The following is a 14,134-nucleotide window of genomic DNA, read 5'->3' as shown; positions in this document are numbered from 1 at the left end:
TTCCAACCACCCATTATGGCTCTTGAATCCATCAGAATCTTGAGTCCGGCAGCACAAGGCCATGCCTCAGGATTCCGGATTACTCACTTCTTGAGGACGTTGTCGTTCATACGATGCAGGAATGCCGCCATATCCTGACGCAGGACCGTACCGCCCACGCCGAACGAACCGTTCCCGTAACCTTCGGACACGCCCGTCTTCGCCAGCCACGCGATGTCCTCCGCATGCGGAGTATCCGCATTCACATCTGTGAACTGCTTGCCTTCACCCGATGGGGAAGCCGCCTGCTCCAAATCGGCAAGACGCTTCAGGAACGCCGCCATATCTTGACGCTGCACACCTGCCGTACCGTCGAATGTGGTCACACCATTGTTCACATAACCTTTCGAAATGCCCGACTGAGCCAGCCACAGCACCTCCTTGGCATGATCGGAGCCCTCGCTCACATCAGCGAACGGATTCTTCGACCAATCTGGCGTGAAATCGGGCGAACCGGCCAGACGGTACAGAAACGCCGCCATGTCCTGACGATTCACTGTGCCCGACGGAGCAAACGTACCATCTTTGTAGCCCTCCGCAATCTTCTTCTCGGCCAACCACTTGATATCCGCCGCATGCGGCGTCTTGTCAGTCACATCAGAAAACGAACCCGGAGTCGACTCAGAACCAGAACCCTGGGAACTCCGATCGAACAACACATCATCCGACCAATACTCAATAACGTCGGACTCATTATTAATGTAGAATTTAACGCCTTTGATGCTGCTGTCCGCGAACCACTTTGTGAGAGCCGGGACAAGCTGCTGGAATACCGGACCGTCGTATTTTTGATTATCGCGCCCTTTGAACTTCACACCATACGAGTCACATGCCGTTGGATTGTCCAACGCATTCGGGGCGGGAGTCCACCAACTCGAAGGAGAGTCAGGGTAACTATGCTCCATATGCCAACCGTCATCAAAATAGGCGTAATGCGAACCGGAAATACCATCAACCGTCGGGCACTCAGGCGTCGTTTGACTGATTGGAACCACAGTCAGGATGGCATCACCATTAAAGAGCGGGTTGTCACCTCCGAATAAAGGTTCCACTGAGTATTTGAGGTTCAGATTTCCGATTGTGCTCGCCGTCACCGTTCCCGGCGTCACGGAAATATAGCCTTCCGAAAAATCAGCCGCATTCGCCGTGACGGCACCCGCCATCATCATGCCCAATGCCACCAAACCGGCGACCAGGGCCTTCCCTATATGCTTCATTGCCTTGCTTCTCCCTTCGGAAGCCCAGACGGACTCCCCGTCGGTGATGGGACCGCTCATGTTCCCACCACTTCAAAAATCGCCCCCCCCGAGACAAAACAGCCTTAGAAAAACCAGAAAGCGGTAGGGACGAACTGCCATATGACAAGTCCGCCCCTACCCGCAAACGCAGGAGCCAGTCCCGCGTACTGACCTAACTTACTTGAGTACGTTGGTCTTCAAGCGCTGCAGGAACGCGGCCATGTCCTGACGGATGACGACCCTCCCAACGCCGAACGAGCCATCCTCGTAACCGGTGGAGACGCCGGTCTTGACGAGCCAAGCGATATCCTCGGCATGTGGGGTCTTGTCATCCACATCGGTGAACGCCTTGTCCTGGCCAGTGGGAGCCGGGGCCTTCTCGACGTCGGCGAGCCTATGCAGGAATGCGGCCATGTCCTGACGCTGCACGCCCGCCAGACCGTCGAACGTCACGCTGCCATCGGTCTGCGTGTAGCCGGCGGCGATGCCCTTGGAGGCCAGCCACAGGATCTCCTTGTAATGCGGCGTGTCCTTGTTCACGTCCTTGAACGGGTTCTTAGCCGCGGACTCGTCGAACGTGGGGCTGCCGGCCAGACGGTACAGGAATGCAGCCATGTCCTGACGGTTGACGTCGCCGGCGGGGCCGAACGTGCCGTCCTTGTAGCCGGTCGTGATCTTCTGGTCGGCCAGCCACAGAATCTCGTCGTAATGCGGGGTCTTGTCCTTGACCACATCAGAGAACGGGCTCGTGCTGCCACGATCCACCGTCACATCGGTCCAACCCTGAACCACACCGGACTCATCAACCAACGCAATTTTATGATCACCAGACAAACCGTTCGGAATGAAGGCATCGACATAGAACTTGCCGGCATCATCCTTCTCGATGCTCAGCTCCTCGCCGCCGAGGCCAATCAGCTTCTGTGGGGTGGAGTAGATGTAACCGGTCCAGAAGCAGGCAACGCCATCGGCCTTGCAGGACTCCTTCAGGTTGTTGATGTAGATGCGCACGGACTTGCCGGCTTCGACCTTGCCGCCGTTGTCCACCGTGACGTTGTCCTTCGTCTCCGGGGTCAGCTTATCCTCCGTAGTCGCGGCAGGCTCCGCAGTCGTCGTGAAATCAGGAACATCGGCGTTCTGACCATCATAGAGGTGGATGGCCGAGCCATCCTTCAGGTGGACATATATGCCGACGTGCATGTCGCGGTAATCGATCGGAGTCGCAGTGCGAACGCCCTGTTCCCAGAGCGATTCGAAGGTCTGGGCGAGCCAGGAATGGGTGTTGCCGTAGGTGGAATTCGGTTCAAGGCCGAGGACAGGTACGGTCTGGGTGCCACTAAGCGAGCTGCCGTCCCAAGCCTCCCCATTGGAGTAGCGGTAGAAGTTCTGTCCGTGAATCGTCGCCGCGGTGTACTGGTTGCTGTCCCAATTGGGCAAGGTGAAATCCTTGTCGCTCGGCTTATACACGCTGTTGTACATGGCCTGCGCTTGCTCAACGGTCATCTTGGAGAGATCGGTGTCCTTGACTCCGTTCTCGCAGTTGTAGTCGTCGGGGCCCGAGGCGTACGGGATATGACGGTTTTCAATCGGGGTCATGGACGTGTACTTCTGCACGCTCACCACGAAGCAGACATCCTTGATCTGGTCGGCCGTGACGCCGGTAATGTTCCAATCAAACGTCACGTTCGCCGTGTGCGCACCAATCTCCGACACGCTCACGTTGCTGACCGAATAGCTGGGAGTCTCGTCGGCCTGTGCCACGCTGACAGCGCCGGACATGGCCATCGCCACACCGGCGATGAGCGCCAGGGCTTTCTTTAAGCGCTTCATTGCCTTGCCTTCCTTCTTCTCAGAAGATCTCATGAGTGTTGCTTATGCATCACCACTGTAAGGACAGGTTTGCAACTGTTACTTCCATATGTTTCTCACCGCATGTCGGGCAATCATTCATACTTTGTTCAGCTCCTATTCATGAATGGTCTGCAGACCCCTCAATCGGCATATAATTGAGGAAAGCTGTGAATCATGGACACTGATTCTGGTTTGCTTGGCTATGGGTAGGTGCCCAGCGTCGCGGCTGGAGGCTGTCTCGTTGTGGGTCTTGAGTCGCCTCCGACTTGTAAAAAACCATAGAAACCGAGAAGAGCATGGTGATAAACGTAAGCAAGAAGCTCATGCAGACTCTAGGAGGAGCCCTCGCAGCAGCGATGATATCGTTCGCCGTAACGCCAGTTGCAGTTGCCGCCTCATTCACGGATGTCAATAATGACACACCTCATCACGACGACATTATCTGGTTGGCGGACAACGGCATTACTACCGGCTATGAGGATGGTACGTTTGGCGGTTCGCGCACCGTTGTACGGCAGGACATGGCGGCTTTTCTGTACCGGTTGGCCGGTAGCCCGTCCTATGCACCATCGCAGACTGATATGAGCACATTCGTTGATGTGAACACGTCCACTCCCCACTACAAGGAAATACTTTGGCTCGCCTCCACCGGTATATCCACAGGATGGGATACGCCGGCGGGAAAGGAATTCCGTGGCGCTCAACCGGTGGTTCGTCAGGATATGGCAGCGTTCCTGCATCGGTATGCCGCCAAATTCCCTGACCACGTGAAAGCCGAAATCAATCGAAATGTCTCTTTCGCCGATGTCGACAGTCATACAGGACACTCTGAGGACGTCATATGGCTTGCCCGAACCGGTGTGTCTCAGGGTTATTCCGATGGTTCTTTCCAAGGATTGCGTCCTGTAGTCCGTCAGGACATGGCTGCATTCCTGAACCGTATCACTACAGGAAATGTTCCTGCCCCTATCGATACGAGTCGTCGGTTCGCTTCGGTGGCCGGAAGCTACTGGTGGCCTTCCGCGGGTGTCAGTCAGTCCCTCCTCGTCCTCAATGCGGATGGAACCTTCACCGGTAAATACCAAGAAGTGAAAAACCAGATGGATAACATCCAATCGGTTCCACCCGAGAAAATCAATACGACGACATTTTCCGGCCGGTTCTCTTCCATCCAGAAAACAGACTACGGCTACGACATCGAATGCGACGCCGAATCGTTGTCATTTGAACAGGGCACCAGCTCTCAGGTTACGCAGAGTAGCGGAATGATACCCTGCGGCACATTCAAGTACTATGTTCCCGGCATCACCACAGTCAAAGAAATACGGAACCAGACCGGAGCATGGGCTGTAGGAGGACTTAATCCCAATTCCACGGCCGGCAATATTCTGGCCAGCGCCGACGGCAGCGGCGCTTTCTTCATAAAGCAGATGTGACACTGGCTTCATGAGACAGGTGCGACATTGGGGGGCGCGACCACATGGCCGCAACCCCCAGTAGTTAGTGGATGCTCTGGTACGGATAAGTGATGTCATTGAGCGATAATTGTGGATACTACGTCCTGATTGGGAAGCGTGCGAGGTGATTCAGGACGGCTCTGCCGCTAGAATAGACCCGAATCGAACACAGGGATTGAAAGGTTTACTGCACATGGCAGATGCTGTTGAATATCCGGACCTGGTAATCGTCGGCGCGGGCCTGTTCGGCCTGACCATCGCCCAGCAGGCGGTGGAGCACACCGGCGCCCGCGTGCACATCATCGACGTGCGCGACCACATCGGCGGCAACGCTTACTCCTACATCGACGAGGAGACCGGCGCCGAGATCCACAAGTACGGCGCCCACCTGTTCCACACCTCCAACAAGCGCGTGTGGGACTACGTCAACCGCTTCACCACCTTCACCAACTACGTGCACCGCGTCTACGCCACGCACGACGGCGAGGTCTACCCGCTGCCGATCAACCTCGGCACCATCAACCAGTTCTTCCACGCGCACTGCACGCCCGCCCAGGCCAAAGCCCTCATCGAAGAGCAGGCCGGCGAGCTGGCCGGCACCGACCCGCAGAACCTCAACGACAAGGGCATCCAGCTCATCGGCCGCCCGCTGTACGAGGCGTTCATCAAGAACTACACCGGCAAGCAGTGGCAGACCGACCCCTCCGAGCTGCCGGCCGCCATCATCAAGCGACTGCCCGTGCGCTTCAACTACGACAACCGCTACTTCAAGGACACCTGGGAAGGCCTGCCCACGGACGGCTACACCAAGTGGATGGAGCGCATGATCGACGACCCGCGCATCACCGTCTCCCTCAAGACCGACTTCTTCGACGAGTCCCAGCCGTACAACAAGAAGGCCCTGCTCGCCGCCGGCGTGCCCGTGGTGTACACCGGTCCGGTCGACCGCTACTTCGACTATGAGCTCGGCGACCTCAAGTGGCGCACCGTGGACTTCAAGGAGGTCCGTTACGACGAGGGCGACCACTTCGGCTGCCCGGTGATGAACTTCTCCGACGCCGACGTGCCGTACACCCGCGCCATCGAGTTCAAGAACTTCAACCCGGAGCGCGCCGCCCGGCAGAACCCGGACAAGACCGTAGTCTGGGAGGAGTACTCCCGTTTCGCCGAGCGCGGCGACGAGCCGTACTACCCGGTCAACACCGACGCCGACAAGGCCCTGTACGCCCAGTACGAGGCCAAGGCCGCAGCCGAGACGAAGGTCGTCTTCGGCGGTCGTCTCGGCACGTACAAGTACTACGACATGCACAACGTGATCGACACCGCCCTCACCGCCTACGAGGAGCAGGTCGCGCCGCTGCTGGCTAAGTAAGCATCGTATGTCTCTGGCTTCCCTCTTTGAGGGAAGCCAGTATTTTAGTGCTTCTTATCCACGGCGAAGATCTTGTCCCACGTCTCCAACGAGGGCAGGTCATACGCGCGGTATTCGGCAGACAGTCGCTTCCAGTCGCGCAGAATGCGCTTCACCAAGCGGTAGCACTCCAGCATACTGCGGCGGAACAACGGATCGTTCCGCTTGAGCCAAGACACGGAATTGCCATCCGGCGAAGTGACCAACGCCGAACGCACATGGCCGTTCGCCAGCCACGTCCACCAATACGAATCCTGCGCGGGAATCGCCACATCCGGGCGCTCCGCCCCGGACGCATCCTCACGGGAGAAGAAGCTGGACGCCGCCGCCTTCATGGCGTTCTTGGCCTGGAACTTCTTCGATCGCGGGTGGCGGCGTGCGGAAACGTACTCGCGTTCCGCTTCCGGGAAGTCCTCGAAACTCGACTTGCCCTGCGCATCCGGGAAGGAAGCGCGGAGTTCGCGGATCTCCCCCAAGCGCGTCGGGAAGGAATCCACGATGTACTGCGGGCCGCGCAGAATGTCCCGCAACGCCTCGTGACGCAGTCGCATGGCAGAGTAGATGAACCGCATGCCCAGTACGGCATCGCCGTACATGCTTTCGAACATCATCCTCTTGAACGGACGGTTCGGCTGCATGAGCAGTGCGGCGATCCAACGGTTCCGCACAAAGAAGTACTCCTCCCACGTGCGGGAAGGATCCTTGCTGTGCCATGCCTGATGCCACACGGCAACGCCGGGCAGTCCCACCGTGGGGAAGCCGGCCTTCTTGGCCCGCATGCCGTATTCGATATCGTCGAACTTGATGAACACCGGCAGCGAAAGGCCGATGGTCTTCAGCGCTTTGACCGGAATCAGGCACATCCACCAACCGTTGAAGTCTTCATCGATGCGCTGATGACGTTCGGAGGCATCGCGCAAGGGTTCGGCCGCGAAATCGTGGTTGTATCCCAGTTCAAGCGAGGGCTTCATCCACATGCGCTGCCAGTCGAACCGCTCACCCTGCGTATACAGCATGGTGCGGTTGTCCAGATGGAGCATGCCGCCGCCCACGAGCACCGGCTTGAAGGCGTAATCGGCGAACTGCACCGCACGCAGAATCGCTTCTGGCTCACTAATGGCGTCATCGTCCAACAGCAGGCAGTACGAGCTGGTTCCGGCTTCCACGGTCTCGTACATACCGCGGGAGAAACCACCGGAACCGCCGAGGTTGCGCTGCTGCAAGTAGGTCAGCTGGCTACCGAGCTCCTCGGCTACCGCGTTGAAGTCCGGCTGGTCGCAGACATGATCGGCGCCCTGATCGGTGCAATATATGGTATCGAGCCGCTCACGCAGGGCGGCCGCCTTGCTGATGGCCTTCAGCTGGTTCAGACAGTACGGCGCACGATTGAACGTGGCGATGGCGATGGACAATGTGGTCTTGGTCTTGGTAGTACGGCGGGCGACCGGGGCCTGCCATTCGGCGGCACGGACCTCCACGCCCGAGCCGTTCCGCGCGGCCTCGACATCGAACCAGAAGAAACCGCCGTCCATCAGATCGGTCATAGGAATCTCCGCGGAGACCGACTGCCACTCATCGGCTCCGCTGACGGCGATCACCCCGGCCGGGAAGAACAGCCCACGACCATTCGAGCGATACAGTAGAATCCGACCTTCACCGCGCACCTCCGCGGCGAATCGTACGATATCCACGTTCGTCCAGCGGCGCCAGTAGCCCGCAGGGAAGGCATTGAAGTACGTGCACAGGGACGTACGGGCCCCCGCGTTCACCTGAATACATTCGCGGTCGACGAACGTGAACGATGCATTCGTGGCTCCGGATGCCTTGCCACCGGTAAGGCCACGGCGCACCAATCGTTGGAATGAGGACTGGTTCAGCCCGCCCAAATCGAGCTGCTGCATATCGACGCGCGGGTCCAGGAGCGCTTCGGAGAGCATCGGTTGGGTCCAGTCCAATGCATACAGAGGCCAGACCTGATCAATGTCCTGAGTCGGGTAGACAACACGGACGACACTCTCCCATTCCACACCGCTCATAGCATCTCCTATTCCTATATGAGGCTCCATATGAGACATACGAACACTGTACGGTCGATGCCCAACAAAGCAAGGCGAATAGGGCACGCGATTCGGACGGGTATTTTTCAGGGAATATTCAGGGACATGTCAGGGGGAGGCGTCCTCCTACTATGGCTACGTACGTGAACAGTGGGTTAATAGGCGGTGTCATGAACAAGAAGCGGACGGCAGGGCGCAAGCAGGACGGCAAAGTCCAATCAACCAAACCCCAATCCGCAGCATCACAGGCATCAGCTTCGTTCCCTGCATCGACAGCGCCACGAATGTCTTCAGACCAGAAGGCATCGTTTGATTGGGCGAATGAATTCCGGAAAATCAAGGACAACTATGTACCCGGAGATCTATCGACGCTACTTGCGGACTGGCGCAATAGGGCCTCCCGACCCTTCCGAGCCATCGGCAAAGCGCTCCGCTGGATCTGGCAAGGCTGGCAGCCGTTCGCGCATGTACTGCTCTATGTTCTGGTGTTCGTCACACTGACGGCGTCTTCCGTGTTTGTACTCCATTTGGGTGTGCACACGGTGGATAACTTCAAATACGCAGCCGAATTCGTTTCGCAGATGTGGGAACAGCAGCATTATCAATACCTGCTCAACTGCATCATCGCCGGCCTGATCTATGCATTTTTGGTGTTCCTCATCAACCGTTTCTGGTTGGCGACAGCGGTGTACGTCATCTTCATCGCCGTCTTCACCGCGGCAAACTACTTTAAAATCCTGATGAGGAACGAGCCCGTAATCCCTGCAGACCTGACCTTCTTGAAAGGCAATGCCGCGGAAATCGCATCCTTCCTACCCAATGGCTCGGAAGGACTCGTGCGGAACATCGTAATCACGCTGGTCATCGTAACCGGTGTGCTGGTGCTGTTCTATATTCTCGACAGCCGCAAAGCAATCATCAAAGCCACCAAGCATAAAGGCCTCGCCTGGTCTGCGCGCATCCTATTGACACTGACGCCCGCCCTATGCATCGGCTTCCTTGGCGGTACGCTTGGCGCGCAAAATTCCTGGACCTACGCCACCGCGCAGAAGGTTTTCTCCGATACGCCGTTCCTGTGGAACAGCTTCGCCGATGCCTATACCAACGGCCCACTGGTCAATTTCGTTCGACTGATGTACAACAAGGCGATGAACGAGCCTGCCGGATACAGCAAGGATGCGATGCAGGCCATTGCAGAGAAATACACAGCCGAAGCGGACACCATCAACGACAATCGCTCACAGAACATGACGGACAGCACCGTCATCATGCTGCTTTCGGAAAGCTTCTCCGACCCGACGCGAGTGCCCGGCGTCACCTTCGACAATGATCCAATGCCCAACATCCGCTCGTTGAAGGACACGACGACCTCCGGCCTCATGCTCTCCCCCGGCTATGGCGGCGGCACCGCGAACATCGAATACCAGTCACTCACCGGTATGAGCTTGGTCAATTTCAACCCTTCGATGGCTGTGCCATACCAACAGCTCGTGCCAAGCCAAAAGTGGGCTCCTACATTCAACCAAATCTGGAACGATGCATACGGCGAAGACGGCTCCGAGGCTATACATCCGTACTACAAGGGCATGTATTTGCGCGATACGAACTACAAAAAGTTCGGATTCTCCAAGTTCTGGACACTGCAGGAGCCCAATGTGGTCGAACATCAAGATATGCTCGGCACTTCACCGTACGTCAGCGATGAGCAGACCTATCAGAACATCCTCGATAGGGTAAACAATGAGGATGGTAAACATCCGCAATTCCTGCAGGTGGTGACAATGCAGAACCACATGCCATATACGGACTGGTATCCGGATAACGAGTTCTTCTCCACCGATACCTCCGGCCTGCCTGATAGCGAACGCTACCTCATCGACACCTACGCCAAGGGCGTGAACATCACGGATCAGGCGACCGCGGACTTCCTCGAACAGCTCGATCAGATTGACCGGCCGATCACCGTCATCTTCTACGGCGATCATCTACCCGGCATCTACGAGACCGCCAATTCGGATACCAACAATGCCGTAAAGCTACACGAGACCGACTACTTCATCTGGTCGAATCAGGCGTCCTCCTCGGCCGGCACGAAACTGTCGAGCGACGAAACTGCTTATACCTCATCCAATTACTTCATGTCGCTGGCCGCGGAACACATGAACGCGAAGGTCTCCCCCTTCCTTGCCATGCTCACCGACCTGCGCAGCGAAGTGCCGGCCATGAACACGCTGATTGCAGAGGCCGGCGGCATCGGAACGGGACAGGCAACGTATTTGGATTCCAATGGCAATCAGATCAACGTCTCCTCGCTGTCCAAGAAAGCGCAGCAATTGCTCGACGATTATCGGCTGGTGCAGTACGACATGACCGTGGGCAAGGGGTATCTCAAGAATCTCGGATTCGTGGAAATTTCCTCCGCTTCCGACAAATCCTGAGATCGATCGTGGCCGAGGTTCTTGTCCAAAATCTCAACCGAAGTTTGGTCGAAAGCCTTCGGGGCTTTTGCCGGCCATCGCTCCATTCACATCAATACCCCAACGCGAGGCATGCACACAACTAATGTGGTTGAATGGCTCGCGTTTGGATTGATGACCTATGGCTGAAAAACGATAACGGAGTTCCCCCTTCCTCGACCGCGAAACGATCGCTCTCCGCAGTCAGCGACCCCTTCAACGCTCAGGTTCCCGACCGATGGCGTTCCTCTCGATATGGTCGAGGAAAACGCTGGCGTTGTCGCTGGTACACCTTTGAACAGGGTTTACGCAAGCAGCATTCCAAGTCGTTTGAGAAACTCTCCGACGCCGAGACATTCCAAGCGGCCATGGAAGATGACGTGCGCAGCGGCAGATATGCAGACCCCAATGACGCGCGCAAGCCATTCCAAGAGGTCGCGGAGATGTGGCTACGTTCCAAAAACCAAGTCAGCGAAGGGGTTCGTGCACGGTACGAATGCGAGTTGCGCGTATATGTCAATCCAAAATGGGCGGATGTGCCCATTGGGTCAATCATTCTCGATGATATAGCCTCATGGGTCAGTGAGCTTTCCACGGGAGACTATCCCGTGGCATTATCGGCCGGCCGGTCACCGCGCGCCTTATCTCCCAGATCGGTGAAGAGCATTGTAAAAGTGGTGTTCGCAGGCATTCTGGATTATGCGGTGAAGACCCACTATCTGGCCAACAATCCCGCGCGAGACGTGGAAATACCGAAATCGGAATACCGAGATCTGGTGTTCTTGGACATCCACGAAATCGAGGCACTGGCGAGCGCGGCCGAGTCTATAGGACGCCCCGTGGACGGACTTATCATTCGATTCCAAAGTTACGTAGGGACTCGCATCAACGAATCATTCGCGCTGCAGGTGGGAGATCTGGATTTGGATCATCGCAAGGCACGTATCCGCCGCACGTGGAAAAACAGTGCGAAAGCACAGCAACTGGGCCCGCCGAAATCAGGCAAACCACGAACCGTCGCCATACCCAAATTCTTGATTCAAGCCCTGAAAGCGCAAATCAAAGGTCAACCGGACACGGCATATGTGTTCAGGGCGGTGCGAGGTGGCCACATCAACGACCATAACTGGCGTAGAAAAATATGGCATAAAGCCGTGGAGCTGGCCGGATTGCAGGACGTGCAAGGGCTTACCCCACACAGTCTGCGTCATTCGTATGCGGCAATCGCCATCAAGGCAGGAGCGGACGTGAAAATCCTGCAACGTCAGATGGGCCACGCCTCAGCGAGTCTCACTCTTGACGTGTATGGATTCCTGTTCCCCGAGCGTCTCGAGCAAGTGGCCGACGCCATAGATGCGGAACGGAAGGTCACGCTGCTGGCCAAGAAATGACGGCAACGCGCCATGTGACCGCACCGCACAACCAAGCGGACGATGTCCATTGTGCATTGGTCCGAGTCTGAGGATAATCGAATATTGGCATTTGTAACCGAAATAACGTAACGAAAGTAGGCATTATGGGCGGAAAGCACATACTGCGTGCCGCGTCAGGCGTCATCGCAGCAACAGCCATGATGTTCGTGGGCGTCCCAGCATCATATGCTGCGGACGGAAACGACTCCATCCATAGCATCGAGACGGCAACCAGCGTAAAACCAAACACCACGGTTTCCGGCAAGTCCGGCCTGACTCCACAGTACTACAAGGTCACATTGCCCGGCGCCGGCTACGTGCAGTTGAAGATGACGAATGATCAGGGCGTCGAACTGAGCAAATGGAACGTGCAGATTCAGGATTCCACGGCCAAGACCATCGCCGCGGAATTGTGGGACGCCAAGGTACTTTCCCACGAAGGCAGTCTGCTGGGATTAGCGGCTGGTGATTACTACATAAGCATCGATCCGACGCTCGCTTCGGGCCTCAAGTACTCGCTGAGTATCAATTACACCCTTTCCGATGCTTGGGAAAGCGAACCGAACAACGGTCTCGCCAGCGCCGATGACATCACTGTCGGCAAGGCCGTCAACGGCACGTTCACCCGGACGCTCCTGAGCAACGAAGACCCCAATTTCGTTGATGACGACTGGTACAAACTCACTCTGCCCGCGGACGGACGAGTGGCCATCTCTATGACCAACGATCAGCGTGACTTGGCCTTACTGAATGTGGCGCTGCTCAACAACAAGGGCGAACAGATCATGCTCTACCCGTGGAACGCCTCCACCACCCAGCACGAAGCCGATTCCGTCGGCCTTGCGAAGGACACCTATTACATCAAGGTCTCCGGCGCTGCAGAGGGCCTGAAGTACTCGCTGGCGGTGGACAACGCCTCGGTCTCCACCGCTACCGTCACCTTCGACACGCAGGGCGGCAACAAGGTTGACGCCCAGACCGTGGTGAAGGGCTCCACGGTAAGCCGTCCCAATAATCCGACGCGAGAGGGCTACGAATTCACTGGTTGGTACACCGAAGCAACCGGCGGCGAACCGTTCAACTTCGATTCCCCCGTCAAGCGTGATATCACCGTGTATGCGCACTGGAACAAGACCAAAACCACGTACACGTTCATCGACGTGAATGACCTCACCCCGCATCATGAGGATATCCAGTGGCTGGCCGACACCGGCATCTCCACCGGCTGGGACACAGATAAGGGCAAGGAATTCCGAGGCATGAGCCCGGTGGTGCGTCAGGATATGGCAGCGTTCCTCTATCGCCTTGCCGGCAGTCCTGATTTCGACGCGGCAAAAGCCAAGAACCCGTTCGCCGACGTGACCGAAAAGACCGACCACTACAAGGAAATCCTTTGGCTGGCCAGCACCGGCATAGCCAAGGGCTACACCGCGCAGGATGGAACAGTGACCTTCGGAGGCATGAGCCCGGTGGCACGTCAGGATATGGCAGCGTTCCTGCACCGTCTCGCTGATTACCAGCAGGCCAATCCCAAACTGGGCGAGAGCGTCAGTTTTGTGGATGTGAATGATGAAACGCCTCATCATGAGGACATCGATTGGTTGGCACGAACCGGGGTAACCACTGGCTGGAATGATGATGACGGCGCGAAGTTCCATGGCAATTGGACTGTGGTGCGTCAGGATATGGCCGCGTTCCTGCACCGCATGTACGTCAACGTGCTGAACTAGTCGGATGCCGCGTCATGATTCGCGATATGCGATGTAGCCGTTGGCAGAAGATGCTCACGACACGAACAGTGTGATTCGTGACGTGGAGTTTTCAGAGGACCCTTCGGGGTCCTCTTTTTTATTCCGTCGAATCACTTGAATTGATTGAATAAACCGGGCCGTATTCCACGAAAACTCGTCCGATAAGGACATTCCGAAAAGCATCTAGCCATCGTGTCCGTATCGTGTCCATATGGTCTAAGACATGCAACTCGGCAATTCATGTCATTGCTTTTATCTGATATCCAGTTGCACAAGAGGACTGACGGACATCGTGTCCTGTCGTGTCCCAACCCCGCTACGGAATAGCACGATTCCGCAAAACAATTGTTTTCTAGGCGTTGTGAAAAATCACAATCAGCTCGAACCCGTGTCCCTAGAAGAAAGGTTCCAGAACATGACTGGAAACACTAAGGTTTGGCGCGCGCCGCTCGCGGGCCTCGC

General features: G+C 56.7%; 8 protein-coding genes. 5 read left to right on the top strand and 3 right to left on the bottom strand.

The window, feature by feature from the left end:
* Window positions 1–83: 83 nt before the first annotated feature.
* Together DF196_RS04750 and DF196_RS04745 are read right to left on the bottom strand one after the other, a co-directional pair.
* Window positions 84–1,316 carry an S-layer homology domain-containing protein gene (locus DF196_RS04750; protein ID WP_109056740.1) on the bottom strand — a complete coding sequence of 411 codons (1,233 nt, stop codon included), beginning with the start codon at window positions 1,314–1,316 and terminating at the stop codon, window positions 84–86.
* A gap of 138 nt (window positions 1,317–1,454) precedes the next feature.
* Entirely contained in the window at window positions 1,455–3,107 is a 1,653-nt protein-coding gene (locus DF196_RS04745) for an S-layer homology domain-containing protein (protein ID WP_158276267.1), read from the bottom strand.
* A 317-nt stretch (window positions 3,108–3,424) separates the two neighbouring features.
* Here DF196_RS04745 and DF196_RS04740 point away from each other — a divergent pair, with 317 nt between their 5' ends.
* A complete protein-coding gene (locus DF196_RS04740) occupies window positions 3,425–4,564 on the top strand; it encodes an S-layer homology domain-containing protein (RefSeq protein WP_109056738.1) in 1,140 nt (379 codons plus the stop codon).
* A 214-nt stretch (window positions 4,565–4,778) separates the two neighbouring features.
* Window positions 4,779–5,957, top strand: a complete 1,179-nt coding sequence (glf, locus tag DF196_RS04735) for a UDP-galactopyranose mutase (RefSeq protein ID WP_109056737.1) — start codon at window positions 4,779–4,781, stop codon at window positions 5,955–5,957.
* 44 nt (window positions 5,958–6,001) lie between these two features.
* Here glf and DF196_RS04730 read toward each other — a convergent pair whose 3' ends face one another.
* The gene (locus tag DF196_RS04730; RefSeq protein WP_241519588.1) at window positions 6,002–8,032 is read right to left on the bottom strand and encodes a glycosyltransferase; all 2,031 of its coding nucleotides are present in this window, start codon (window positions 8,030–8,032) and stop codon (window positions 6,002–6,004) included.
* Window positions 8,033–8,223: 191 nt separating this feature from the next.
* Here DF196_RS04730 and DF196_RS04725 point away from each other — a divergent pair, with 191 nt between their 5' ends.
* The 3 genes from DF196_RS04725 (at window position 8,224) to DF196_RS04715 (ending at window position 13,651) form a co-directional block, all read left to right on the top strand.
* Entirely contained in the window at window positions 8,224–10,491 is a 2,268-nt protein-coding gene (locus DF196_RS04725; protein WP_158276266.1) for an LTA synthase family protein, read from the top strand.
* A 134-nt stretch (window positions 10,492–10,625) separates the two neighbouring features.
* The gene (locus DF196_RS04720; protein ID WP_241519587.1) at window positions 10,626–11,900 is read left to right on the top strand and encodes a tyrosine-type recombinase/integrase; all 1,275 of its coding nucleotides are present in this window, start codon (window positions 10,626–10,628) and stop codon (window positions 11,898–11,900) included.
* Between the two features lie 125 nt (window positions 11,901–12,025).
* Window positions 12,026–13,651, top strand: coding sequence for an InlB B-repeat-containing protein (locus DF196_RS04715; protein WP_109056734.1), 1,626 nt, complete (start codon window positions 12,026–12,028; stop codon window positions 13,649–13,651).
* The last annotated feature ends 483 nt before the right edge of the window (window positions 13,652–14,134 follow it).

This window comes from Bifidobacterium callitrichidarum, from assembly GCF_003129905.1.
In the GTDB taxonomy this organism is placed as follows: domain Bacteria; phylum Actinomycetota; class Actinomycetes; order Actinomycetales; family Bifidobacteriaceae; genus Bifidobacterium; species Bifidobacterium callitrichidarum.
This window is presented reverse-complemented; position numbering and strand designations above follow the sequence as displayed.

Bases quoted from the DNA above. Each gene is read 5' to 3' on its own strand.
- DF196_RS04750 (WP_109056740.1), bottom strand. From the start codon at position 1,316: ATGAGCGGTCCCATCACCGACGGGGAGTCCGTCTGGGCTTCCGAAGGG.
- DF196_RS04740 (WP_109056738.1), top strand. From the start codon at position 3,425: ATGGTGATAAACGTAAGCAAGAAGCTCATGCAGACTCTAGGAGGAGCC.
- DF196_RS04725 (WP_158276266.1), top strand. From the start codon at position 8,224: ATGAACAAGAAGCGGACGGCAGGGCGCAAGCAGGACGGCAAAGTCCAA.
- DF196_RS04720 (WP_241519587.1), top strand. From the start codon at position 10,626: ATGGCTCGCGTTTGGATTGATGACCTATGGCTGAAAAACGATAACGGA.
- DF196_RS04715 (WP_109056734.1), top strand. From the start codon at position 12,026: ATGGGCGGAAAGCACATACTGCGTGCCGCGTCAGGCGTCATCGCAGCA.
- DF196_RS04745 (WP_158276267.1), bottom strand. From the start codon at position 3,107: ATGAAGCGCTTAAAGAAAGCCCTGGCGCTCATCGCCGGTGTGGCGATG.
- glf (WP_109056737.1), top strand. From the start codon at position 4,779: ATGGCAGATGCTGTTGAATATCCGGACCTGGTAATCGTCGGCGCGGGC.
- DF196_RS04730 (WP_241519588.1), bottom strand. From the start codon at position 8,032: ATGAGCGGTGTGGAATGGGAGAGTGTCGTCCGTGTTGTCTACCCGACT.